At 43.7% G+C, this 25,984-nt stretch carries 23 protein-coding genes; 19 read left to right on the top strand and 4 right to left on the bottom strand.

Annotation, left to right across the window (positions count from 1 at the left end; all coding sequences use genetic code 11):
* Nucleotides 1-63: 63 nt before the first annotated feature.
* Nucleotides 64-420: a helix-turn-helix domain-containing protein gene (locus MXE28_RS05545; RefSeq protein ID WP_021840437.1), complete on the bottom strand. Its 357-nt coding sequence runs from the start codon at nt 418-420 to the stop codon at nt 64-66.
* A gap of 140 nt (nt 421-560) precedes the next feature.
* On the opposite strand from MXE28_RS05545, the gene MXE28_RS05540 reads away from it, so the two are divergent.
* The 4 genes from MXE28_RS05540 to MXE28_RS05525 are packed head-to-tail and all read left to right on the top strand — an operon-like array spanning nt 561 to nt 3,482.
* Nucleotides 561-1,592: an NADH:flavin oxidoreductase gene (locus tag MXE28_RS05540; protein ID WP_021840438.1), complete on the top strand. Its 1,032-nt coding sequence runs from the start codon at nt 561-563 to the stop codon at nt 1,590-1,592.
* Nucleotides 1,589-2,458 (top strand): alpha/beta hydrolase, encoded by an 870-nt coding sequence (locus MXE28_RS05535; RefSeq protein ID WP_021840439.1) that lies wholly within the window; start codon nt 1,589-1,591, stop codon nt 2,456-2,458. The genes MXE28_RS05540 and MXE28_RS05535 overlap by 4 nt, the downstream gene beginning before the upstream one ends.
* Nucleotides 2,458-2,817, top strand: coding sequence for a hypothetical protein (locus tag MXE28_RS05530; protein WP_247239915.1), 360 nt, complete (start codon nt 2,458-2,460; stop codon nt 2,815-2,817). The genes MXE28_RS05535 and MXE28_RS05530 overlap by 1 nt, the downstream gene beginning before the upstream one ends.
* A gap of 8 nt (nt 2,818-2,825) precedes the next feature.
* On the top strand, nt 2,826-3,482 hold the full coding sequence (locus MXE28_RS05525; RefSeq protein ID WP_247239914.1) for a DsbA family protein: 657 nt from the start codon (nt 2,826-2,828) through the stop codon (nt 3,480-3,482).
* Nucleotides 3,483-3,557: 75 nt separating this feature from the next.
* On the opposite strand, the gene MXE28_RS11560 is transcribed toward MXE28_RS05525, so the two are convergent.
* The gene (locus tag MXE28_RS11560; protein WP_281493528.1) at nt 3,558-4,124 is read right to left on the bottom strand and encodes a sugar O-acetyltransferase; all 567 of its coding nucleotides are present in this window, start codon (nt 4,122-4,124) and stop codon (nt 3,558-3,560) included.
* A 229-nt stretch (nt 4,125-4,353) separates the two neighbouring features.
* Between MXE28_RS11560 and MXE28_RS05510 the strand changes: the two genes are divergently transcribed.
* Nucleotides 4,354-5,646, top strand: a complete 1,293-nt coding sequence (locus MXE28_RS05510) for an AraC family transcriptional regulator (RefSeq protein ID WP_226974297.1) — start codon at nt 4,354-4,356, stop codon at nt 5,644-5,646.
* A gap of 49 nt (nt 5,647-5,695) precedes the next feature.
* On the opposite strand, the gene MXE28_RS05505 is transcribed toward MXE28_RS05510, so the two are convergent.
* Complete coding sequence (locus tag MXE28_RS05505; RefSeq protein WP_226974298.1) at nt 5,696-7,069, bottom strand: amino acid permease; 1,374 nt, start codon at nt 7,067-7,069, stop codon at nt 5,696-5,698.
* Between the two features lie 254 nt (nt 7,070-7,323).
* On the opposite strand from MXE28_RS05505, the gene fusA reads away from it, so the two are divergent.
* The 5 genes from fusA to MXE28_RS05480 all read left to right on the top strand — a co-directional run bounded on the left by fusA (nt 7,324) and on the right by MXE28_RS05480 (nt 12,457).
* Entirely contained in the window at nt 7,324-9,396 is a 2,073-nt protein-coding gene (fusA, locus tag MXE28_RS05500; RefSeq protein WP_127057967.1) for an elongation factor G, read from the top strand.
* Between the two features lie 154 nt (nt 9,397-9,550).
* Nucleotides 9,551-10,024 (top strand): YhcH/YjgK/YiaL family protein, encoded by a 474-nt coding sequence (locus MXE28_RS05495; protein ID WP_164726524.1) that lies wholly within the window; start codon nt 9,551-9,553, stop codon nt 10,022-10,024.
* Nucleotides 10,025-10,157: 133 nt separating this feature from the next.
* Nucleotides 10,158-11,051, top strand: a complete 894-nt coding sequence (locus tag MXE28_RS05490) for a DMT family transporter (RefSeq protein ID WP_226974299.1) — start codon at nt 10,158-10,160, stop codon at nt 11,049-11,051.
* Between the two features lie 107 nt (nt 11,052-11,158).
* Nucleotides 11,159-11,482, top strand: coding sequence for a metalloregulator ArsR/SmtB family transcription factor (locus tag MXE28_RS05485; RefSeq protein ID WP_127057964.1), 324 nt, complete (start codon nt 11,159-11,161; stop codon nt 11,480-11,482).
* A gap of 90 nt (nt 11,483-11,572) precedes the next feature.
* The gene (locus MXE28_RS05480) at nt 11,573-12,457 is read left to right on the top strand and encodes a radical SAM protein (protein ID WP_127057963.1); all 885 of its coding nucleotides are present in this window, start codon (nt 11,573-11,575) and stop codon (nt 12,455-12,457) included.
* A gap of 131 nt (nt 12,458-12,588) precedes the next feature.
* Here MXE28_RS05480 and MXE28_RS05475 read toward each other — a convergent pair whose 3' ends face one another.
* On the bottom strand, nt 12,589-13,770 hold the full coding sequence (locus MXE28_RS05475; protein WP_226974300.1) for an MFS transporter: 1,182 nt from the start codon (nt 13,768-13,770) through the stop codon (nt 12,589-12,591).
* 416 nt (nt 13,771-14,186) lie between these two features.
* Between MXE28_RS05475 and ileS the strand changes: the two genes are divergently transcribed.
* From ileS to MXE28_RS05430, 9 genes are all read left to right on the top strand, one after another.
* On the top strand, nt 14,187-17,021 hold the full coding sequence (ileS, locus tag MXE28_RS05470; protein ID WP_226974301.1) for an isoleucine--tRNA ligase: 2,835 nt from the start codon (nt 14,187-14,189) through the stop codon (nt 17,019-17,021).
* 546 nt (nt 17,022-17,567) lie between these two features.
* A complete protein-coding gene (locus MXE28_RS05465) occupies nt 17,568-17,936 on the top strand; it encodes a hypothetical protein (RefSeq protein ID WP_127057960.1) in 369 nt (122 codons plus the stop codon).
* Nucleotides 17,937-18,002: 66 nt separating this feature from the next.
* Entirely contained in the window at nt 18,003-18,380 is a 378-nt protein-coding gene (locus MXE28_RS05460) for a hypothetical protein (RefSeq protein WP_226974302.1), read from the top strand.
* Nucleotides 18,381-19,209: 829 nt separating this feature from the next.
* Nucleotides 19,210-20,097 carry an HAD family hydrolase gene (locus MXE28_RS05455; protein WP_127057958.1) on the top strand — a complete coding sequence of 296 codons (888 nt, stop codon included), beginning with the start codon at nt 19,210-19,212 and terminating at the stop codon, nt 20,095-20,097.
* The gene (locus MXE28_RS05450; protein WP_127057957.1) at nt 20,097-20,330 is read left to right on the top strand and encodes a 4Fe-4S binding protein; all 234 of its coding nucleotides are present in this window, start codon (nt 20,097-20,099) and stop codon (nt 20,328-20,330) included. The genes MXE28_RS05455 and MXE28_RS05450 overlap by 1 nt, the downstream gene beginning before the upstream one ends.
* 697 nt (nt 20,331-21,027) lie before the next feature.
* A complete protein-coding gene (locus tag MXE28_RS05445) occupies nt 21,028-22,131 on the top strand; it encodes an iron ABC transporter permease (protein WP_226974303.1) in 1,104 nt (367 codons plus the stop codon).
* Nucleotides 22,132-22,140: 9 nt separating this feature from the next.
* Nucleotides 22,141-22,935 (top strand): ABC transporter ATP-binding protein, encoded by a 795-nt coding sequence (locus MXE28_RS05440; RefSeq protein WP_127057956.1) that lies wholly within the window; start codon nt 22,141-22,143, stop codon nt 22,933-22,935.
* The gene (locus MXE28_RS05435) at nt 22,932-23,957 is read left to right on the top strand and encodes an ABC transporter substrate-binding protein (RefSeq protein ID WP_206512516.1); all 1,026 of its coding nucleotides are present in this window, start codon (nt 22,932-22,934) and stop codon (nt 23,955-23,957) included. The genes MXE28_RS05440 and MXE28_RS05435 overlap by 4 nt, the downstream gene beginning before the upstream one ends.
* Nucleotides 23,957-25,867, top strand: a complete 1,911-nt coding sequence (locus tag MXE28_RS05430; protein WP_247239913.1) for a TonB-dependent receptor — start codon at nt 23,957-23,959, stop codon at nt 25,865-25,867. Before MXE28_RS05435 ends, MXE28_RS05430 begins: the two co-directional genes overlap by 1 nt.
* Nucleotides 25,868-25,984 lie beyond the last annotated feature (117 nt).

Genomic DNA, 25,984 nt, shown 5'->3' with positions numbered 1-25,984 from the left:
AGAGGACACGCAACTAGCGTTTCTCTTTAGCGCCCCAAAATAAATTATAGAACCTGTTTTTGTTTATTCTTTTTCGTTCATCTGGGATTCGCCCCAATCATATATGGATTGGAGGGCGGGCATCAATAGCTTGCCCCGTTCCGCAATTGAATACTCAACGGTTGGTGGAATGGTATTGTACTGTTTTCTTGATATCAGCCTATCTTGTTCCAATTCGCGCAAACATTTGGTTAGCATTGTGGCGGTAATGCCGACAACTTTTCGCTCCAGTTCCTTATAGCGAAGTGTTTGGTTTTCGGCGTCGCATATATACCAAAGAATGGGAAGTTTCCATTTTTGGCCGATTATCTCCATGGCATACAGGATGGGACAATCGGTGTCGTAAATGTTTTTATCTTTAGGTAGTGGTTTTTGTGTCATAGAGCCTCCATAGTATACTTTTTATATTGACGAAGAAAAAACATCCTTCTTGTTTTTATGTTGTAAATAATTATAATGTAGATATAGAGAAAAATCAATGTGATTTAATATAATTCATAATACTAAGGAGTGTGAAATTAATGAAAAGTCTTTTTAATACAATTGAATTAAAAAATTTGAAAGCAAAAAATCGTTTGGTTCGTTCCGCTACTTGGGAAGGTTTAGCTAATCGCGACGGCAGTGTGACGGAAAAAGCGTATGAGATTTATGATGAGTTGGCCAAAGGTGGTGTTGGTATCATTATTACCGGGTTTACCAGCGTGGCCGCCAATGATTACTATTTTGACGGGATGATGCGGTTATCCGATGATGCCTTGATTCCGCAATATAAGACACTTACCGACGTAATCCATGCCCAAGATGTGCCGGTGATTACCCAGTTAGCCCTTGGTGCCTATTATCGTGAAACGAACGGTCGCTTTGAGCAGGTTGAACCGGATAATATGACGATAGAAGAGATTCATATGGTGCGCGACCAATTTATTGAAGCCGGTGTCCGTGCGGCTAAAGCGGGCTTTGACGGTGTGCAAATTCATGTGGCCCATTTCTTCTTTTTGAGTCGTTTTGTATCGCCTGCTGTCAATCACAGAACGGATGAATATGGTGGCAGTATTGCCAATCGTACCCGCTTGGTGGTGGAAATCATTAACGGTATTCGTGAAAAAGCGCCACAATTGCATATTACGGCAAAAATTAACAGCAGTGACTTTACCTATGGCGGTTTGGATGAAGCTGAAAGCTTGGTTATGTGCCGCTTACTGGCCGACGCCGGTATCGATTCTATCGAGGTAAGTGGTAATGGTACGTCCGTGGCCGGTATTCGACCACATAAAAACGAAGCCTATTTCTTGAAATTTGCCGATACATTGGCCAAATCCGTGGATACGCCGATTATTTTGGTCGGTGGTTTACGAAGCCTCGATACAATGGAAGAGATACTAAATAAAACTAAAATAGAAATGATTTCTTTGTCTCGCCCCCTTTTGCGAGAACCGGATTTACCCAATAAAATGAAAAGCGGTGAAGCTCTAGAGGCGAAGTGTATTTCCTGTAATGCTTGTTACGCCTCATCCTTCCATCAGTGTATTTTTAGAAAGAGTGATAATGTATGAAGTTTCGTTTGGATGTGCCGACGAAGCGCGGTGTGGTTCTAAACGGCGTTCTTTTCCGTCAAGAAGAGAAGCGGACGTCAGATACTGTGATGATTGCCATCACAGGTATTCACGGTAATTTTTATTCCAATCCGTTTTATTATAATATCGGGGATACCCTTAATAGTGGAAACATTGATTTTATCTATGCCCAGACAAATGATGCATTCGGTGAAATTCCTACCGTCAATGTGAAGACGGGCAAAGAGGAACTTATCGGCTCGTGGAATGAGCGTTTTGCCTATCCGGATGAAGATATTGATGCTTATCTGACCTTTGCGGAGAACGCCGGTTATAAGCATATCATTTTGGCCGGCCACTCCTTGGGAGCCAATAAGGTTATCTATTATCTGTCGCGCCATCATGATGAGCGCGTAGAACGGTTCTTTTTACTGTCGCCCGCTAACCTGACGTATATGATGTCGGGTGTTACAGACTATGAAAAACGATTGATTAAAGACCAAGTTGAGCGTGGTGATGGAGATAAACGATTGCCGTTTCCGTTTATGGGCTGGGTAGAATGTATCGCTCATACGGCGTGGGATTGGCAATTTTCAGGATTACTCAATAATGTGCATACCTCGCCGAAGGGTGATTTTTCACAAGCCGCGAAGCTTACTCATACGGGGGCGTTACTTGTGGGCACCTATGATAATTTTACGGATGGCGATCCGTCGGAGTTTTTACGCAATTTGAATAATCATATGCCAACGGCTGCAGAAAATAAGTTGATTTTTATTGAAAAAACCGGTCATACCTATCAGATGAAACATCAGGAAGTTGCCGACCGTATTCTGGAACAGCTACAAGAATGGAGGGAGCAGTAATGCCGTTTGTAATGGCGAAAGTTAATACACCTGTCAGTCGTGAACAGGAGACAGTTATTAAATCGCGCATGGGCAAAGCTATTGAGCGTGTGCCGGGGTTGAATGAAAATTACTTATTGTTTGGTCTCGAAGCCAATCAGTCACTTTATCTTCGCGGTGACGGACAGCAGAAAATTGCCTATATAGAAGCCAGCCTTTTCGGTAATGAAGCTTATGTCGGCTTTAGTGACTTCGGCGCCGAGATGACGGCTGCCTTTCAGGACGTTCTCGATATTCCGACAGAAAATATTTATATAAAATTTTATGATATTAAGGCGTGGTCGGTGGGTGGTCAGTTTATTGACCGTAACCGATACTGATGAATACTATGAAAAAGATTATCCTTATAACTTTTACGGATCCGATGATGGGTCTTTCCTATGAGCAAGAGCCGGTTTATGAAAAATTGGCTAACCATTTCGGCGAAGAGCTTGTTTTTAAGTATGTAATGAGTGGGCTGGTGCGCGATGTGGCCGATTTTATGTTGCCGCAAGAATTGGCGTTGCCGGCTGAAGACGGGATTCGCGTATATAATAAGCGGTTGGCACAGATTTATAAAAGCGAGGAAAGCATTGGTGGGCTACCCATTAATATGGAGGGGTTTCACCTCTTTGATGCGGACCACCGGTCATCCTATCCGCTGTGCATTGCCTACAAGGCCGCTCAGCTTTGTGACCCCGTGAAGGCTGATGAGTTTTTGCTTCGCTTGCGACGGGCGACGATTGTCGAGACCCGACAGACTACGCGAATCGATGAGTTAGTAGCGGTAGCTAAGGCGTCCGATTTAGATACAGATGAATTTCTTCGCTATTTTGAAAACGGCAGTGCCGCCAAGGCCTTTGAAGAAGATCTCCGCTTGCGACACGCTTTGAATATTCACAGTTTGCCAACCTGTCTTATTGAATATGGTGAAAAGGCGGCACTTGTGAATGGGCTTGCCAATTATGAAGAATTTGTAAATATCATAGAACGCATGAAAGCGTGATTGAATATAAAATGCTAAATGCCGCATCGGGTTCGATGCGGCATTTTTGATGCATAAAATTAAATTTTTATCTGTCTATTGGTCTTCTTCCGGCAATTCTTTAATTACACGAGCCGGTACACCGCCGGCTACGGTATTAGACGGCACGTCTTTGGTTACTACGGCTCCGGCGGCGATGACAGCTTTATCGCCGATAGTTACACCGGGAAGAAATGTTACATTACCACCAATCCATACATCATTACCGATGGTTACCGGTGTGGCCACAGCCATGTGATTGCGTCGTTCTTTGGCGTTTAAGGGATGATTGACCGTGGTAATAAGCGTGTTTGGGCCAATCATGACATTATCACCGATAGTTACCGGCGCAATATCGAGGATAACGCCGTTAAAGTTAATTAGAAAGTTATTGCCTACAGAAATATTTTTACCGTTATCACAAATAAAACGAGGCAATATGACAGGATTTTGGCCGACTTTGCGGAATAATTTGCGAATTACGGTATCCCGTGCTCCATAGTCGGCGGCACTGAGTGCATTGAGTTCTTCACAACCTTTTACGGCATTTAGTTTCAGTGCGTCTACTTCGGGATCCATAAAATTATAAGGCAAACCGGCGTTTAATTTTTCTAATTCAGTCATATGTCCTCCTTTTGTTGTTAGTCAGCATTGGAAATTAACGATAGGATTTTTCAAAAATAGTTAGATAATCTTCGGCGGAGAGTGGTAAAGGATCGGCTGTAACCACAGTATAATCGGCTTTAAAATTACTGACGACGGTAAAACGTAAGATATATAGTGGCAAATCTTAAGATTGATGATATACTAAAAAGAAGCTTATGAAGAACTAGAAAGGTATTAGGCAGCTGATATGGCAAAAAAGCGTAAAGATAAGGATAAATTGAAGAAAGCGAAAAAGAAGCTTTCCAAGAAAACAGAATTGAAAAAGAAGAAAAAATCGAAGAAGAAGCAAAATAAAAAAATTCAGGATAAGAAGCAAAAAAAGGCTAAAAAGAAATTAAACCTACAGCAAACGGATATAGCTATAAAAGGGGAGTCGGCTATGGCGACGGTGGTGAAGGAAGCATCGAAAAGTGAATCGGGAGCAGTACTGACGGCTATGGCAAAAGATGATGCGGCAGTGGCAGTCAAACAAGAGCCCCCTGAATCAATAAAGGGAGAATCAACTACTATGGCTGAAGAGACGATTTCCCCGGAACAGCAAGAACTCAATGAAGCACTTACTCAGTTGGGGGCTGCCTTCATTACAGAACACTGGCCGAAGCTTAGATCATCCGGGGATACTCATCCGGAACGAGCTTATCAATGGCCGGGTAAGGCTGACGAAACCATCATGATTTGCGTTTTTAAAGGTCAGCATATTGAAGAGGCCTTTCATCGTCATGATTTCTTTTTCTTGAATTTTGCCTATCAAGGTGATTATGGGGCGCTCAGTTATACACAGGATAACTATATAAAAGTTAAGGAAAATGAGTGCTATATCGGGCAACCCTATACGGGCTATGCGCTTCAAGGGGGTAGCAAAGAGAAGATCATTATTCTTGGCGTTTTAATTCAAAAAGAGGCGTTCTTTAAGACGTTCTTCCCCATTTTGGCAGCGGATAAAAAGGTGTTTAATTTCTTCTTGGAGCCGCAGAATAATGAATTTTCGGAAAATTTTATCCATCTTCATTTTGAAAAGCCACACTATGTGCGCCGTCTCTTGGAGTTGATGGTGCTTGAATATGCGACGCCGCAAGAGGATACACAGGCAATTTTGCAATCGTTGGTGGCCGCCTTGTTAATGAGCGTGGCGCGGGAGCAAAAATCTCAGCAACAGAGTGCGGAACCAAGTAGCTTAATTGAGCAAATTATGCAATACATCAGTACTCATGTAGATTCGGTGTCTTTAAAGCAGATGGCAGCGGATTTGGCCTACCATCCGAATTATATTTCCAATTTGATTCGTCAAGAAACGGGGCAATCCTTTAGTGAAATCGTGACGGCTCATCGTATGGATAGAGCGGCGTCATTGCTTAAAGGAACTGATTTATCCATTGAAATGATTGCCGGTATGCTGGGCTACAGTAATACCAGTAATTTTTACAAGGCATTTAAAAAACATTTTAATACATCGCCGCGAAGTTATAGTTCAGTAGAATAAAATTCAGGTATGAAAAAACGAGGCTCATAACGAGCCTCGTTTTACTTTGTTATTTTTTAACTTTTTTCAACTTATATGTTACATACAAGAACAGAATCCAGAACGGAATTGCGATTACCGATGGTCGGAAGCTGTCCATTTGATACATAACGACTACAACTACCAACAGGAATAAAATACATAAGTAGTTGATGACCGGATAGAGCGGCGATTTGAATTTCAATTCATCAAGACGGCCTTCTCGAATGAAAGTGCTACGGAATTTCATGTGCGTAGCGATGATGACGAACCAGCTGATTACAAGACCGGCTACTACGAGTGCCAAGAGATGCATGAACACTTCACCAGCTTGCGGATAGAGGTAGGTTGTCAAAACGATAATTAACGCTAACCCGGATGAGAATAAGGTACTGGCCAATGGCACACCGTGAACCGTCAAATAACTGAAAATCTTAGGTGCATTACCTGCTTGTGCCAAACCGTACAACATACGGGAGTTACTGTATAAAATACTGTTGAATACAGATAAAGCCGCTACAAGTACTACGAGGTTCAAAATGTTGGAAGCCGCGGGAATACCGATTTCTTCAAAGATTTGAACGAATGGGCTGGCTTCAAGACCAACTTTATCCCAAGGTGCCAAAGACATAAGTACAACCATGGTGCCAATGTAGAAAATTAAGATACGTAATAATAATTCATTAATTGCGGTTGGTAAGCTTTTTTCAGGATTCTCCGCTTCGCCCGCCGTAATACCGATAAGATCGACACCGCCGAAGGAGAACATAACAACGGCCAAGGAGCAAAGGAAGCCCCAAGAACCATTCGGGAAGAAACCACCGTTATCCCATAAGTTATGGAAGTTATGAGGGAAGGAACCCATGGTGGTGAAAATCAGGTAGAAACCGAATAAAATCATGCTGACGATAGCGCCGATTTTGATGAAGGACGCCCAGAACTCAACTTCGCCGTAGGCCTTAACGTTGATTAAGTTAATGGCCGTGATAGTCACAAGGCATATGAGCGTAGTCAGCCAATGCGGAATGTCCGGGAACCAATAGGCGAGGTACACGGCGATGGCCGCCAGTTCCGCCATGCCGGCGAGCATAAATAAGGTCCAATAATTCCAGCCGGCCAAGTAACCCATAAAACCGTTCCAATATTTGTTGGCAAAATGACTGAATGAACCCGATACCGGTTCGCGTACGGCCATTTCACCGAGCATGCGCATAACGAAGAAAATAAAAAGGCCTGCCAATGCATAGGATGCAATAATACCCGGTCCTACCAATTTGATCGTCGGCGCCGAGCCGTAAAACAGGCCGGTACCTACCGATGCGCCTAAGGCAATCATCTGCATGTGACGGTTTTTGAGACCACGTTTCATACTATGGTCGTGACCTTGATTTGATTTTTCACTCATAAAAAATCCCCCTTTATGTTCGGCTCTTCAAAAATACTCAACTACCGTGTTACGCTGCCGAACCTCTTATATATATTCTCTAATGTTACGTTATATAGTCGTTTTTGGCAAGCTGTTTGCACAATTTTAGGGGACAATTTTAAAAAAATTACTATAATTTCGAAAAATGTATAATAAATATAAAGGAATTTCATATGGTCGCATCGAATACATACAGTAAATTGCGTTTCTGCGCTTTAAAGGAGGCGGTTCATATGAAAGAATATGCTAGTGATTTAATTCGTAATGTGGCTGTTGTATCTCACGATGGTGCGGGCAAAACAGCATTGGTAGAATCTTTGCTTTTAGCTTGCGGCGCTGTTCAATCCGTCGGTAAAGGGCAAGACAACAAACATATTATGGATTTTGAACCTGAAGAAATTAAACGTAATGTTACTATTCAGCTTGGTATGGCACCATGTGAATGGAAAAATTATAAAATTAATTTCATTGATACGCCGGGTTATTCCGAATTCCATGGTGAAGTGCGCGCCGCATTGCGTGCTTCCGACGGCATGCTTATGGTACTCTCCGCTACATCGGGTGTAGAAGTGGACACCATTCGCGCTTGGGATTACGGGGTAGAATTGCAGATGCCGCGCATGGCTTTTATTAACAAAATGGATATGGAAGGGGCCGACTTCTTCGGCACTCTTGAAAAAATGCACGACTTATTCGGCAAAGCCATCATGCCACTGCAGATTCCAATCGGCGAAGGTCCTGATTTTAAAGGTGTTGTTGACGTAGCAAAACGTACGGCTTATGTGTATGAAAACGGCAAGGTTACCGAAGTGCCGGTACCGGCAGAATTGTCTGCCAAAGTAGAAGAAATCCGTGAATTAACGGTAGAATCCGCTGCTGAAGGTGACGATACCTTATTGGAAAAATATTTAGACGGTCAAGAGCTTACTTTGGAAGAAATTCGTCAAGGCCTTCGCGAAGGTATGTTGACCGGTCGCGTATGTGCCGTTATGTGCGGCAGTGCCACTAATAATATCGGCATGGACCAAGTACTCGATCGTATGATTCGCTACATGCCGGATGCGTCTAAACGAGTTATGACTGCTGAAGATGTTGAGACAGGCGAAGAACGCGTTGTTCATGTGGATAAACCGTTTACCGGTTTTGTATTTAAGACCGTTTTAGATCCGTTTGCCGGCAAACAGAGCTTTGTGCGTGTGTTCTCCGGTGAATTAAAAGAAGGGGATAAACTCCTTAATATGAACCAAGGCGTGGAAGAAAAATGGGGTAAAATGTATACCCTCATCGGTAAGCAACAGGTTCCTGTTACGGAAGCTCGCGCCGGTGATATCGTTGTTATTCCTAAATTGGCTGTAACTAAGACCGGTGATACTTTTGCAACGCCTGCGTTCAAAGTTAAATATCGTCAGATTCGCTTCCCACAACCGCTCCATACGGTAGCAATGGTTCCTGAAAAGAAAGGGGAAGAAGAAAAATTAGCCGGCGCATTACAGCGCATTTCGGAAGAAGACCCGACTTGTGTAGTTGTTAAAGACGTAGAAGGGCGTCAGATGCAAGTTCGTTGTATGGGCGAAGTCCATTTGGATCATATCCTCACTAAGATGGAACGTAAATATGGCGTAAAAGCTAAATTGGAAAAACCGTATATTCCATATCGTGAAACGGTTCGCGGCCATGTAGAAGTAGAAGGCAAGCATAAGAAACAAAGCGGCGGTCATGGTCAGTATGGTCATGTTAAAATTGCTATTGAGCCATCCACGGAAAGTGATTTTGAATTTGTAGATAAAATCTTCGGTGGTGCGGTACCTAAGCAGTATATTCCGGCTGTAGAAAAAGGTGCCCGAGAAACATTGGAAAAAGGCTTATTGGCCGGCTATCCTATGATTGGTGTGAAGGTAACCTTATTAGACGGTTCTTACCATGCTGTTGACTCCTCGGAATTAGCATTCAAGGTAGCCGCGGCGCAAGCCTTGAAGAAAGGCGTGCCACAGGCTAAACCGGTACTCTTAGAACCTGTTTACAATGTAAACGTGTTTGCACCGGATGCTTTCATGGGTGATATTATGGGCGATTTGAATAGTCGTCGCGGTCGTGTGCTCGGCATGGAACAGGGTGAACGTGAAGGCATTACTGTGGTAAAAGCACAGGTGCCGTTTGCTGAAATGCTCGATTATGTAACTGTATTGCGCTCCATGACGCAAGGGCAAGGCGTTTTCAACATGGAATTCAACTCCTATGAAGAAGTGCCTCATAAAACAGCGGAAGCAATCATTGCTAAATTTGATGGTACCGCTGATGAAGAATAAAATACTATGTGATTTATAAATAAATGTTTGATTAATAAATAAATGTTCAATACATAAATGGAAGCTTAGCAGTAGCCGAGCTTCCATTTATAGACATTAATTTACAGCTGATTAGTAATAAGAAGGCGTTTAAACAGATAAGAAGGGACATATTGTGATATTTGGTAATGTAAATGTAAATTATAACGGTCTCGGGTATTCGCCCGTGTTGGTACGCGTACTCGATTGGTTGAAGTCTACGGATTTTAAGCAGCTGCCATTGGGGCGTCATGACATTGACGGTGACAATATTTTTGCCATGCTGCAAGAAGTGACGACTAAAAAAATAGCAGATACGCGACCTGAATCACATAAGGACTATTTAGATGTTCAGTTCGTCATCGATGGGCAAGAAAAAATGGGCTTCTTACCGGATTATGGTATTGAAAAGGTAACTGAAGCACATCCGGACAGAGATTTATATTTTTATGCTTCGGAAGTGACCGATGAAGGCTTTGTATTAGCCACACCGGGGACATATGTTATTTTCTACCCGGAAGACATTCATCGACCATGTTGCGCCGTTAATGATGAGCCTGCCAAAGTATTAAAAATTGTTGTCAAAGTAGCTATGAAGTTATTGGCTTGATAAGCTATTTGTGATTGTAGTCACCAACTTATTGGCTTGATAAGCAATTGGCGATTTGTTACAATAGCAGTAAATGAAGGACGACCGGCTTATGGCCGGTCGTTTTTAGTACTTTACTTCGAAGGATGAAAATATGGATAGAAAGTTTTTAATCGGTATCGGTCTGACGCTCATGGGCGGTATTTTATGGGGGTTATCGGGCGCCTCATCACAATTTTTACAACAACAGCGCGGCATCACGCCGGAATGGTTATTGGTCGTACGCTTATTAATCTCCGGTGTTGTCACCGTTATAGCCGCATATTGGCAAGGGCACGGTAAGATTTTTGAAGTGTTTAAAACGCCAAAAGATGTGATTGGTGTTCTGGTGTTCGGTTTGCTCGGCATGGCCTTATGCCAATACGCCTACTTCCGCTCGATTTATTATGCCGGTGCGGGCATTGCCACCGTGTTACAGTACTTAGCGCCGATTATTATTGTACTCTATATGGCTATTCGGTATCTGAAATTGCCTACTTGGGGCGAAGCCATAAGCATCGTGTTGGCCACCATAGGGACGGCTATGATTGCATTACAGGGTAAGTTATCGTTGGCCGGTATTGATGAAAAAGTCCTCTTTTGGGGATTGCTTTCAGCCGTGGCGGTAGCTATCTACAGCGTTCAGCCGGTTTCATTGTTGCGCCGTTACGGCACGGGTCCGATTGTCGGTTTTGCCATGTTGTTTTCGGGCATTATCATAACTCCCTGGGCTAAGCCGCTTGTTGTACCCGGTGAATGGGATATGTGGACCTATATTGCTTTTTTTAATGTGGTTGTGTTAGGCACGATTATTTCCTTCAATGCCTATTTGGAAGGGGTACGCCGCATTGGTGCCGTAAAAGGCTCTGTATTATCTTCGGTAGAGCCGATTTCGGCAGCCCTACTAGGATGGGCTTTATTGGGCAGTGAATTTTTAACTACTGATATTATCGGCTTTGTTCTTATTCTATCGACAATATTTATTTTGGCTCGAGAGAAGAGCAAATAGTATTGAGTGGATAGTTTCAGATTAAATCATTTTATCCTGACGACAGTAAATCGAAATACTTAGGTAATGTATATTGACATATCTCAAAATTAAGATATAATAAAATTATGAGTAATAAAGAATTACAAGATATTTTTAAAGCGCTATCTAATGAAAGCCGCCTAAAAATTTTACAATGGTTAAAAGAACCGTCGAAGCACTTCCCGCCCCAGGGATTTCATATGCCTGAGGAAGACGCGTTTAAAGGAGGAGTCTGTGTAGGGAGTATTCAAGAAAAATTAGGCATTTCGCAATCGGCCGTGTCCCATTACTTAGACCTTATGCAACGGGCTGGGTTATTAGAGTCCGCTCGCTTTGGCAAATGGACATATTATCGCCGTAATGAAAAAGTGATAGAAAGTTTTAAGGCCGAAATTAATAGTACGCTTTAGATAAAAGGCAGTGTTCGCTGCTTTTTATTTTTCATAACATATCTATAATTCGATATATGATGATTTGGTAAAGAAAGCAGGTAAAATAGTATGCAATTTAGTGGCCCTATTGTAAGACCGGCAACCGATGCCGATAGTGTGTTTATTGAAGTAACCGTTGGTTGTACTCATGACGCTTGTACGTTTTGCAATTTTTATAAAGGCTATCCCTTCCGCGTAGTGGATATTGAAAAAATAGAAGGCGATTTACAGGAAGCATCTCGTCTTTATCCGCATGCGAAACGTGCTTGGGCATCCGGTGGTAATCCGTTAGCTCTTTCCATGGATCGTTTGACAGAGATTGGCAAATTATTCAAAAAATATTTGCCAGAAGCTAATATTGCAACTTATGGGCGTATTAATGATTTTTATCAAAAATCGGTAGAAGATTTACGCCAATTAAAAGAATTGGGCTTTAATGATATTGTTATCGGTATTGAAAGTGGTGATGATGAAGTTCTTGAAGCGGTGAATAAGGGCTATACGGCCGAAGATATTGTGCGTGAGTGTAAAAAAATAGAGGAAGCCGGTATGGACTATCGCGTTATTTACTTAGGCGGTTTGGCCGGCCTAGGTAAAGCTGTGATCAGCGCTAAACGGAGTGCCGAAATATGGAATCAAATTCATCCGCATTATATGTATTTAACGACGGTTTCTGTTTTACCGGATACTGAATTGTATGAAGAAATGAAAGCCGGCAAATTTACGGAAGAAACGGAACTAGAACGCATTCAGGAGTTCCGCGAGTTTTTACGTAACCTGAACAATAAAATTACGGTTGATGCGGTGACATCCACAAATGGCGTGACATTCCGTGCTAGATTACCGGAAGAAAAAAATAAACTCATCCAAGAATTGGACAAGTTTATTTTGAATTATTCCAAAGAATATGAAGAAGCCATGCAATGGCGTCGCAGTGTGACTCGTACGGTATAAACTGACGCTTTGGTTAATTGAGTGGAGAAAGTATTTTTAGTATAGATAGGATTGTAATTTAATTCAGAGTTTAAAGCATTTAGTTAATTCACAGGATAAAGCATATAGTTAATTCACAGGATAAAGTATATTTACAATCTTAACTTAAAGTACACCCACACGGCATTGGCTAAGAATAGCAGACCACTGGCCCAGAAGAGGGCGGTAAAGCCGAATTGCCCCATGAAGAGTGCACCGCCGACGGAACCGAGGAAATACCCCAAGAACTGAGTCGTCTGGGTATAGGAAAAGACTTGGCCGGAAACGGTTTTAGGTGCATGAGTGGAAATATACGTGTTGAGTGACGGTAATAGGCCGGCGAGCCCGAGGCCGGTTAAAAAGCGCAAAACGCCAAGTTCCAAGGCCGAAGTGACATAGGCCTGTGGTATGGTAACGAGGGCTACATAAATTAACGAACCGATGAGGATAGGCCGCGGACCGATGTGGTCTATCCATTTGCCTATATAGGAACTGCTCAGCATTTGCGCAAAACCGGTTGAGGCAAAGACGAGCCCTGCCAATAAGGCCAGTTGCGGTGTATCAGGCGGTACAATTTCACTTAAGTACACCGTGATAATCGGCTGCAAGCTCATCAGAGAGAGTGCATAAATAAAAGTAGAGGCCGCTACAATTAACAGCTCGTGGAAGTTCGGTAATTGTTGACGCAACTCTTTAAAATTGTGTGCCACCTTGTTTGGATCCGGTGTAAAGGACTCGTGAACAAAGAAAAACACAAGTAAAAAGGCGGCGCCTAAGAAGCAGGCAATGATGAAAAAGGAGAAACGGACGCCAAACATATCGGCTAAGTAACCGCCGATTAAGGGACCGATGAGTGAACCGGCCAAATTGGATGAGGCCAGCACCGACAGAGCCCAACCCGTTTTTTCTTCCGGTGTTTCCGATGCCACCAGAATGATGGAAGCGGAGAAAAAGCCGGAAACAAGGCCGTGTATAAATCGGACGAACACAAGTTGCAATGGCGATTGTACAAAGCACATGAGCAGATTGCAGAGCATCATCCCAAAACTGGCTCGTAATAAGGATATTTTACGACCTTTACGGTCGGCTAAACGACCCCAATAGGGAGAAACTAATGCGACGACTAAATATGTGATACCCATCGCCAAGCCTGACCAATAGGCTGTTTCGTTTGTTGTGGTGACTCCCAGTTCGTTCATATAAATCGGCAAGAGCGGCGCCAATTGGCTAAGCCCCAAGGCCGATAAGAACGCACCGAAGAAACAAATGTATACAGTACGTTGCCAAGCAAGCATATAAATCCTCCTTTTGAATTTGTTAGTAGATGTTTTAATTATACACTTTTTTTACAAAAAGTGTATATGAAATGACTTGACAAAATGGAGGTACTTCTCTATACTCTAGCTAAGGCAAAATACCATAGCATCTCGCTATGGATATTTTAGTTATAAGAAAATGTTTTATACATATGATAGAATGCGATGACAAAGACGGTTATTTCGGGTAATTCTCAGCGAGCTGACAGATGGTGCGAGGTCAGTGAATGAAGAAATAACGAATCACTTGGGAGCATATAAAGTTTTAACTTTATCGGTGAGCACCGTTATATGCGTGAGTGGCTCTTTATGAGTCAGTAGGGTGGTACCACGGACTATCGCGTTCGTCCCTTCGGGGATGAGCGCTTTTTTTATTAGTTGAGAGGAGAGTATTTATGGATTACGGTAAAACTTTGCATTTGCCTGCAACGGAATTTCCTATGCGCGGCAACTTGCCAAAACGCGAACCTGAGTATTTAAAATTTTGGGAAGACAATAAAATCTACGAAAAACGTTTGGAATTAAGAAAAGGCAACAAGAGCTTTGTGTTGCATGACGGACCTCCGTATGCAAACGGCAAACTTCATATCGGCCATGCCCTTAACAAAACGTTAAAAGATATCATCATGAAATACAAAACCATGCAAGGTTTTTACACTCCATATATTCCCGGTTGGGATACGCATGGTTTGCCAATCGAACATGCCATCATCAAAAACACCGGCCTTAACCGTCATGAAATGAGTCCTTTGGATCTTCGCGCTAAATGTAAAGAATATGCCTTACAGTGCGTGGAAGAACAGAAAAAAGACTTCATCCGTTTCGGTGTGCTCGGCCGTTTTGAAGATCCGTATTTGACATTAAAACCTGCGTTTGAAGTTAAACAGCTTGGTATCTTCGGTGAAATGGCGAAACGCGGTTACATCTACAAAGGTCTTAAAACTGTTTACTGGTGTACGCACTGTGAAACAGCGTTGGCTGAAGCGGAAATCGAATACCATGAAAAGAAATCCTTCTCTATCTATGTAAAATATGCGTATGTAGACGAAGTAAAACGTACGTTACCGGAAGGTGTGGATCCGGCTAAAGCATATGCCGTAATCTGGACAACCACACCTTGGACATTACCTGCATCCCAGGCCATCTCCGTAAACCCTGACCTTGAGTATGCATGGGTACAGGTTGGCGATGAATACTACTTGATGGCCGTAGAACTTGTTGAATCGGCTATGAAAGATGCTCAGGTTGAAGACTACAAAGTAGTTAAAACCTTCCCAGGTTCCGACTTGGAATTGGCTACGTTCAAGCATCCGTTCATTGACCGCGAAGTTAGAGTATTATTGGGCGACCATGTAACACTTGAAGCCGGTACCGGCTGCGTTCATACCGCGCCTGCACACGGCGAAGAAGACTTTGGGATTTTCCAAAAATATAATAAAGAAGGCAAAATCAACACTGAAATTCTTTCCTTCGTTAATGCGACCGGTAACTATGTGGCCGCTGTAGATAACGATCGTTACGGCGATACGGAAGAACCGTTGGCCGGCAAAGAAATTCACGAAGCCGAAGTGCCTATCTTGAAAATTGTAGCTCATAACGGTGCTTTATTACATAAAGGTACGTTGCGTCACCAATATGCACACTGCTGGCGTTGTAAAAACCCGGTAATCTACCGTGCCACCGAACAGTGGTTCTCTTCCGTTGACGGTTACCGCAAAGCAGCTCTTGATGTTATCGACAATCAAGTACAGTGGATTCCTAAATGGGGTCATGACCGCATCTACAATATGATTGCGGACCGCGGGGACTGGGTAATCTCCCGTCAACGTGTATGGGGCGTGCCAATCCCTGTATTCTACTGCGATTCTTGCGGTGATTATGTAGTTAACGACGACACTATCAAATCCGTTCAGGCTTGGGTTGCCAAAGAAGGCTCCGACGCTTGGTGGAATCATACAGCGAAAGAACTATTACCTGAAGGCTTCACTTGCCCTCATTGCGGCCATGGCGAATTCCACAAAGAAACTGACATCATGGACGTTTGGTTCGATAGCGGTTCCTCTTGGGCCGGTGTTTTGGAAAACGAAGGTCTTGAAGTGCCATGCGCTATGTACCTTGAAGGTTCTGACCAGCATCGCGGTTGGTTCAACTCTTCCTTGCTTACGGCAGTGGCCACAACCGGTAAGGCCCCTTACAATTCCGTATTGACTCACGGTTTCGTAGTTGACGGTGAAGGCCGTAAAATGTCTAAATCCGTAGGTAATACGGTAGCACCTTCCGATATCATCGATGTATACGGCGCCGACGTAATGCGTCTTTGGGTATCCTCCGCGGATTACCAGGGCGACGTTCGTTTGTCCAAAGATATCGTTAAACAGTTGTCTGAAGTATATCGTAAGATTCGTAACACATTCCGCTTCTTATTGGGCAACTTGGACGACTTCAATCCGAATACGGATAAAGTGGCTTATGAAAACTTGTCTGAAATCGATAAATGGGCACTCCTTCGTTTGGAAGAAGTTCGCCGCAAAGTTACGGAAGCCTATGAAAACTACGAATTCCATATCTTATATCATACAATCCACAACTTCTGCACCGTTGATTTGAGCTCCTTCTACTTGGATGTAATGAAGGATACCATGTATGCTGAAAAAGCGACTGCACAGGCTCGTCGCAGTGCTCAGACTGCTATGTATGAAATCGTAGCAACCTTGGTACGTATGGTAGCACCGGTTCTATCCTTCACCGCTGAAGAAGTATGGCAGTACATGCCAAAAGAAGACGGTATGCGTGAAAGTGTAATGCTTGAAGATTGGCCTACCGGCAAAGAAGTTCATTATGACGAAGCTTTGGCTGAAAAATGGAGTAAGCTCTTGGCTCTTCGTTCCGAACTTACCAAAGCTTTGGAAACGGCTCGTCAGAACAAAGAAATCGGTCACTCCTTGGATGCATCCATCACAGTATATGCTGACGGTGATGTATTCAAACGCTTGAATGAAGTTAAAGATCAGTTGGCTGTTTTACTCATCGTAAGTGAAGCTCATTTGGTAGAAGGTCGCGATTCGGCTCCGGCTGAAGCGGTGGCTACCGAAGAAGGTCACTTGAGCGTGGTTGTAAAACCAAGTGAATTTGAAAAATGTGAACGCTGCTGGATCCATCGTGAAACAGTAGGGCAGAATGCAGAACACCCTACATTATGCCATCGTTGCGTAGAGGTATTAACTAAATAATTTTCGAGCCTTTGTGCTCGTTAGATGAAAAGGAGACTATGCTCTTCCTTGCTCCCAGCCTACAGCTTCGCTGATAGGAAAGGTCGCATCGGAAGACATAGTCTCCTTTTCTGCTCAGAGTACGATAGCACCGTGGGCTCGGAAATTATTTAGTCAAGGGAAGGCGGGAGGAGATATAGCTTCGCTGATAGGAAAGGTCGCGGCAGAAGGGGTCTTCTGTCTTTCTACTCAGAGAACGCTAGCGGCTTTGCTCAGAAATTATTTAGGAGCGGGGAGAGAAAGAGGTGGAAGCGCTCCCTGCCTGCAGCTATGCTGCAGGCAGGGGGCGCTTTGGAGGATGGTTTATTTTTTTCTCATGGAACGATAGCGCCGTACGCTCGGGAATTATTTAGGCGTAGCCCGCTTTGCTTCGCTCGTTACGGATGTGTTTTTTAGGTGGAGTTTCTTGAAGTATATAAAATAAATATATATCTGTGAGAAATTTTTGTAGTATAATTGAAATAATTATAAGTGATGATATAGAGTGTGGGGAATAGGGGGCGTAAAATGAGATATTTGCGTGTTTGCTTAGCTGTATTTTTATTGCTGGGGATTTTATCGATAGGGAATATTTCGTCTGCCGCCGATTGGTATTATGTTGGTCAAAGTGCTAATAAAGATACTTTTTTAATCGATAATGAAAGTCTTGAAAAGACGAGTTTACAGGCTAAGTTATGGGTTCGAAAAGGTAGTGCTGACGGTACGACTATTTATTATTTGATGGGGATGGATCGGGAGTCGCGCACGGTGAAAGTTATTTCGCGGATTAAGTACGGTGCGTCCGGTGAGGTTTTAGAAGCGGGGGCTGTCAATAGTGAATGGCTTGCTATTGTGCCGGATTCGCCGATGGAATGGGTTTATTCGTTATTGTGGTAAATGTTAAGGTGTGAATTTTGATATACGATTGTTATAGTTGTATGCTAGCTGGCGGAGATTAATACCATGAGATTAATGCGTATATTTTTTATATTTTTTTGTTTATTAGGGCTATTCGGTTTAAACAGTACTTCATTGGCTGTTAATTGGGATTATATTGGCAAGAATGTTAAAGGCACGATGCTGTTTGTTGATACGGATAGTGCTGAAATAAATGCTGAACATGCCAGGGTATGGGTTAAGATGGAGTATCCGGATGGGGCGTCAGATATTTTTCTTGTTGTCATGGCTCGTCGGGCAAAGATTATAAAATATTTCTCTTATGCTGTTTATGATAAAAATGGCGTAATTACCAGTGCCGGAGATTTCTATGACGGGTGGAAACATATAGTGCCGGAGTCGGGCATGGAGGCGGTGTATAAATCGATTTGGCCGTTTTACTAAATAGCGTCTGAGCCGTTATGGGCTCTGGGGAAAAGAAGCATATATCTTCCTCGCTCTCTGCCTACAGCTTCGCTGATAGGAAAGGTCGCTTCGGAAGATATATGCTTCTTTTTGGTGACCGGAGTACGATAGCGCCGTTTCTCAGAGGTTATTTAGTTGCAGTGGCCGAATCGCTTTATACGGGGGAAGGGAGTGTGGAGGTTATTTAGGGCTTCTCCGCATTGCTTCGCTCACTACGGGGGATGTGGTTTTGTATTAGTGCAATGAGCAGTGGTGGCGTGGCTCAGGTGTTATTTAGGGGCTTTCCGCATTGCTTCGCTCGCTGCGGGGGATGTGGTTTTGTATTAGTGCAATGAGCGGTGGTGGCGTGACTCAGGTGTTATTTAGGTGTTCTCCGCATTGCTTCGCTCGCTACGGGGAGTGTGATGGTTTTTAGCGTAATGAGCGGTGGTGGCGTGGCTCAGGTGTTATTTAGGGGCTTTCCGCATTGCTTCGCTCGCTACGGAGTAGTTATCACACACACGCCCCCCTTATCATATCTTAAGTTTGCCGGACTAAATAATTCTAAAAAAGGCTAATGTACTCTGAGTAGAAAAGGAGGCCTATACCTTTCGATGCGACTTTTCCTATCAGCGAAGCTGTAGGCTAGGAGCAAGAAAGGTATAGGCCCCTTTTTTATTAAAGGACTTTGTTTAAGAATTATTTAGTCGGAAGGCACATTAAGATATGCTATAATAAAATTTAAAGGTACTAAGATAAAAAGTAGTTAATAAAGGGATTAAACACTTAATAAGTGTATTTATAAGAAAGAAATTAGAGGAGGTTTTGCATGGCGACGGATATTACAACTTTTGATAAGAGTTTTTTGAAAAAGCCGATTAAGTTGATTGTTTCGGATGTGGACGGAACGCTTGTTGATACGGATAAGCATGTCAGTGATGTGACGGTGCAGGCTATGAAGGAAGCGATGGCTGAGGGTATTACGGTGGCGGTAGCCAGCGGTCGTGCGTTCGGTGAGATGGGCGAGGTGTTGCATCGTTTACCGGAGATTGAGGAATATATTTGCAGTAACGGGGCTGTAGTTGTAGAGCAGAAGAATGGCGAGTCCAAAGTGATTTTCCATCAGTCTTTCAGTAATGAAGAAGGGCTGCGGTTATTGGATGAGTTGTTGCCGTTTGATGTGTATATTGAAGCGTATGGCGGTAAGAATATTTTCGGCACGGCCAATGAGATGGAGGAATTTGCCGCTAATTTATCGCCGCATTTGGTTCCGCTCATGAAGGCCAGTCGTACAATGGTGCCGAATTTGCGCGATTATATTGTGGAAACGGGCATGGATTTGGAAAAAATCCAGTTGTTCTACGGTACGGAAGAGAAAAAGCAGGCTATTCTGAAGCATTTTGAAGGGGACGATCATTTTACGATTATTCAGTCCAGTGAAGGTAATTTGGAGTTTGTACAACCCGGCATCAGCAAAGGCCGTGCGGTGGAAGCGTTGGCTAATAAGTTGGGGATTACGGCCGATGAGGTAATGACTATCGGGGACAGTAACAATGATTTGACGATGCTCGCGTATGCAGGCGTATCGTTTGCCATGGCCAATGGTGAGGCTACGACGAAAGCAACGGCCAAATATTTGGCGCCGACTAATGATGAAGATGGTGTGGCTCAAGTGGTGCGTGCTGTTGTAGCGGCGTCTAAAGAATTGGTGAAATAATGAACAGTAAGGAAGAACTGCCGACCGAACTTAAGGATGCGGTAAGTTGGCGTTTCGTGGTGAATGGTGAGCGATGCGTTAAATGCGGAGCCTGTGCCATGGATTGCCCGGTGCAGATTATCGTGGAAGAACCGCAGCAGTTTTTTATCGGCAGCGGCTGCATCGGTTGCGGCGATTGTTATGAGATTTGTCCCGTTGGTGCTATTGAACGTATCAAAGTTGATAGAGACTAGTATGGTGAATATTTAGTTGAAGTACAAGTTAATATGGATTAGGCGATTAGTAGTGATTTTTAGGGCTTTCGTAAGGTAAATAAGCTTTGCGTGGGAACCTGAGATATGATGCTAATCGCTTTTATTTTTGAGGGGCGTTTTTAGGCATATAGGAGAACGTGTTGGTTTTATAACCGGTGTATTTTCACAGAATACATCGGTTTTTCTTTGTGATAATTATTGTCGGAATGGAGCTTATTTAAATTACTGAGTAGTAATTCAAGAGTTGTTATCTTAATTTTTGAAGTGAAGGTTTACAAACTTAATGATAATGAGATGAAGTTGAATTTTAATTCCTCTTAAGTTGAAGGGTAATTTTGAAAAATAAGATTATATATAGTGTTTTAAAGGAAGTTTTCATGAGTTAGTATTGACAGTTACTATCATTTTATATAAAATAATGTATGCAATAGAAGAATTTTTTCTCAATTCTATAAATTTTAATACATAATAAACGAATGCTAAGTAGCATAGGACAATGTAATATTTGTAGCCAAAAATTTGGCCTCTTTCGACAAGGTTAGCACTGCGCGACGATTTCAGTTGGCTTGAGTAAGCCGATATGTAATAGTACCTCATATTTTCAGGTAAGTGTTATTGGAATCAGGGACGTATACTGTTGACCTGTTTTTATGTCATAACGAAATGAGGGTAGTTGATGAACGATGTCGAATTAATGACACGTCAAGAACGCCTGCAAGAGTTACAGACCGCTACGAAGCATCGAACTGAAACATTGGGCAGTTGGGCCGTACCGGTTCTGACTGCCTTTTTATTATGCGCAATTATAGCCGCAGTAGCCTTGGGCAGTGTAACTATCTCGGCAGAGCAAGTAATGACGGTAATAAGTGCAAAATTAACGGGGAGCGTGGTGCCTGAGTCGGTGCCACCCGCCATGACGGATATTATTTGGGATATTCGCATACCTCGTGTCATATTGGCCGCATTAGTCGGTGCCGGACTGGCTTTATCCGGTGCGATTATGCAGGCGTCGGTGCAAAATCCGCTGGCGGAACCATTTATTTTGGGGATTGCGTCCGGTGCCTCGGTGGGGGCAGTTGTAGCGATTCTGTTAGGTCATTTATTAGGAGCCGCTAATGTAGGGGTGCCGCTGTGGGCTTTTGGCGGTGCCATCGTGGCAACTCTGGCAGTACTTGCTTTGGCCGGTATGGGGCGACGCAGCTCGACGGTCAAGCTCGTCTTGGCCGGTGCGGTTGTGAGTGCCTTATGTACGGCTTTGTCCAATTTTATTATCTACATGGCCGGTGATGCGGAAGGCATGCAAAGTGCCGCGTTTTGGACAATGGGTTCGCTAGCCGATGCGAAATGGTCCATGCTTGGTTGGCCGGCTCTCGTGGTCGGTTGTATGACTGTTTACTTTTTATCCCAGGTGCGTGCCTTGGACGCCTTACTACTGGGCGAAGAAATGGCGGTTACACTGGGGATTAATGCGACGCGTAAACGGTACATCTATATGGCTTGTATGGCGCTTTTAACGGGTGTGCTCGTCTCGCAGTGCGGTATTATCGGGTTTGTGGGGCTCGTTATTCCTCACATGTCGCGTGCCTTTGTAGGTGTCGGTCATAAGCGGTTGCTGCCCGTAGTTGTGTTGGGTGGTGCCATTTTCCTTGTGTTGGCCGATTTACTGTCTCGTGTGCTGTTGCCGGCCGGCGATTTGCCAATCGGCATTTTGACAGCCTTAATGGGGGCGCCGCTCTTTATGAAACTTCTCTTTGGTTCAAGTCGGAATTTTGGCGGTTAGGAGGCTGGTATGAAAGAAATTGTAGTAAAAAATCTTAGCTACCGTGCCGGTAACAATCAAATTCTAAATGATTTATCACTCACCATTCCGGGCGATAAATTTGTAGGACTTATGGGGCCGAATGGGTGCGGCAAGTCGACCTTATTGAAACATTTATACCGAGTCCTTCCCATTCAGCAGGGTGAAATAACCTTTGACGGTACGCCATTGGCGGCGATTCCGCTTCGCGAAGCGGCTCAGCAAATCGGTGTGATGGGACAGTTTCATGCGGTCAACTTTGATTTTACGGTGTGGCAAATTGTAATGATGGGTCGTACGCCATATAAAAAAGGTTTTGACGATGACACGGAAGAAGACGCACAGCTTGCCATGGAGGCCCTCCGAAAGGTTGGAATGTGGGACCGAGCTAAACGAAGCTTTGCTTCGTTATCCGGCGGTGAGCAGCAACGTGTCATGTTGGCTCGTGTGCTTTGCCAACAACCGTCGTACTTAATTTTAGATGAGCCGACGAACCATCTGGATATAACCTATCAATTGGAACTGTTGGAAGTGATTAAAGGTCTTGGTGTTGGCGTCATTGCCGCACTTCATGATTTGAACTTGGCTTCGCTCTTTTGTGATGAGATTTTTATCATGAAAAAAGGACGTCTCGTGAATCACGGTTCCCCGGCAGAACTTATCAGCGAAGAGCTGATTCGTGATGTGTATGATGTGAAAGGGATTGTGTCGGCCCATGACGACGGCACGCCGATTGTGACGTATCGTAGGCAGAGCATGATTGGGAATTCGGGTGATTCGCCATGATGTCCCGGTGGGAGCGATGGAGTCGGCGCTTAATCGGCTTGGTAGCGCTTAGTGCCTTAGTATTAGTCGTGTGGTTTGCGTATACTAACGGTCGCTGGCAACCTGTTGGTGAGGTAAGTGCCAATCAAGGCGGTATCGTTATTCGAAATTTTGACAGTGACGGAAATCCAATGAGTTTTGAATATGAAGAACCGCCGAGTCGTGTGATTATTACGTATCCCGGTGCGACGGAATTACTCATTGATTTGGGCCTCGAGAACCGAATTGTCGGTACGGTAGAGCCTTACGGTGAAGAACCGGAGCGATACCGCGAGACCTATAGTCGTTTGCCTTTGGTAACGAATAGTTATGTGCCCAGCCGTGAACAGGTTATGGCGTTGCAGCCTGACTTACTTATGGGCTGGTCACATCATTTTACGCCGGCCGCACTGGGTGATGTGCGGCAGTGGTATGAACGAAATATCGGTGTATATATTGTGCCTGCTACGATTCGTAAGAATCAGCCGACTATGGAGAGTACAGTATATCCCTTTATTGATGATATGGGACAGCTTTTTCAGGTCCCGGAGCGGGCAAGTGCCTATAAAGAACAATTACAAAAGCGAGTGCAAAAAGTGACTGAACAAGTAAATCAACGGAACTATAAGCCAAATGTCATTATTTTACAAGCCCATGGGCATAGTACTTATAGCTTATACGGACCGGTTTATCTTGTGGATGACATTGTCAAAAAAGCGGGCGGTCATAACCTGACCGACCGACAGATTTCAGTTGTGGGGCCGGAACGTGTGTTGGCGTTCGACCCGGATGTAATTGTGTTTGTGACCGTAAGTCAAGGTAATCGTACGCCAAGTGCTGAGGAGGCGATTGCCGAATTGTTAAAAGATCCGAATTTGCGTAATATGCGTGCTATTCGGGAGCGGCGCATTATAGCCGTGCCGTTTGCGGATGTTAACAATGGTAACGGTCGTGTGGTAGATGCCCTGGAGAGAATTGCTCAGGGATTCGAGGAGGTAAAATAATGAAATTGAATCATCGCAATGGTGTAAGTAAAGCTGTTTTGACAGCTTTGGTAATTACCGCTACGAGCGGCAGTGTGTGGGCCGCCGACTACGATGAAAGCAATTTGCAAGATTTAGGGAAAGTTGTGCTCGTAACAGCCAGTCGTTTATCGGAAGAAAAAGTGGACATTCCGGCGGATACGACCGTTATTACGGCTAAAGAAATTGAACAAGGCAACTACAATAGTGTGTCTGATGCGTTGAAAGCCAATAATGTGCCGGTAGTTCAGAAAGGTTTTGCATCGTACCCTGAACTTAACGGTGACACCCGTGTGCTCGTTATGGTAAACGGCCGTAAAATGAACTGGGATCATTTAATTGTATCCGGTGCCAATAATGCCATCGATATCGACCAGTTCCCGGTTGAAAATATTGAACGTATCGAAGTGGTAAAAGGCCCTAACTCCGCGCTCTACGGTGAACGTGCCGTAGCCGGTGTTATTAACATCATTACCAAAGAAGGTACTATGGGTCAAAAGACGACCGTTAAAGGTGAAGTCGGCAGCTGGGGTTACTGGAAAACCGGTATTACGGCGCAAGGCGGTGATGAAAGTAATGCGTACTTCGTATCCTACAGCAAAACGCGTCAAAAAAATTATCACTATAAAGACAGCAACGGTAATTCTCATGAATTCCCGGACAGTTCCATTAACCGTAATAATGTAACGGCTCGTTTTGACCATTATTTTGATGATGACCGCATGATGGTAGATTTCTCCTATAGCCATCGTAAAGACGGCTTCGGCATTTACCTCAGCGATCCACAAAACGGTGTTGCTTACGGTTCCGGCATGAAGAGTAATACAACCGACATGAGCTATGGCGTGACCTATAACTTCGGTTCCGATTCCGGCACGTTCGTACGTGCTTACCGCAATACTGAAAAAGCGGATGCACCGTTTGCCGGCACACCGTATGAACATGACTTGACTATGTTTGGTTTAGAAGGCCAAAAAACATGGAAACTTGGTGACCATACCTTAATCAGTGGTGCTACTTTTAACAAAGAAGATATCGACGAAACCAATGATGGTGTTTCTTTTAACAAAGGGGCTAAAACGAAGGCGGCTTATGTGGAAGATAAATGGGAACTCGGCAATGGCTGGACCGCTAACCTTGGCACTCGCTATGAACATCACGATACATTCGGCGGTGACTGGGCATCTCATATCGGTTTGAATAAAAAACTCGATGAAAATACCCATGCTTACATTTCTTGGGGCCAGGCCGTTAATAACCCGACTCTTAAGATGTTATACGCTAACTCCCCGTACTGGATTGGTAACCCTGATTTGAAACAGGAAAAATCGTATACCGTAACATTAGGGATTGACAGTCAAGTATCCGATCGTTTACTCGTATCGGCCAGCATCTATGAAAGCAAATTGAAAGATGCTCTTGATTGGGTATGGGATACAAGCATTGCCAAAACAGTGTACTACAACGTAAATAAAGAAAAACGCCAAGGTCTCAACTTGAGCGCTACTTATAAATTGGATGATGCTTGGAAACTTCGTGCATCTTACAACTTCTTGCGTCAACGTGTTGATACCGGTAGCGGTATGACAAATGACGATAAGAACCGTCATCCGAACTCTTATGGCTTGGAAGTAAGTTATGAAAAGAATCGTTGGTACGTATCCAACAACTTCCGTTATGTAACCGGTCGTTCAACCGCTTATTACACGGATTCCTCCTATTTTAACTGGGACTTGAACGTAAGTTATAAATTGAGTGATTCCACGAAGATTTACGCGCAGGGCCTGAACTTAACCAATGAATCCTATGAAGTAGAACCGTATAACTATCCGGTTGGTGCGTATGCTATGCCGGAACGCCATTATGTAGTAGGTGTGGAACATAGCTTCTAAAATTTTTTTGAAAAGGTTAGGTCGTGAAGTTGATGGGCTCGGTAAATTTAAAATTATAAATTATTGGCCGGCACTGTATGTTAAGTGATTTTAAAACGTTAAATGACCGACTTTAAG

The organism is Veillonella sp. KGMB01456, from assembly GCF_023051165.1.
In the GTDB taxonomy this organism is placed as follows: Bacteria; Bacillota; Negativicutes; order Veillonellales; family Veillonellaceae; genus Veillonella_A.
Note: the sequence above shows the minus strand (reverse complement) of the source record. Positions and strands in the feature narration are given on the sequence as shown.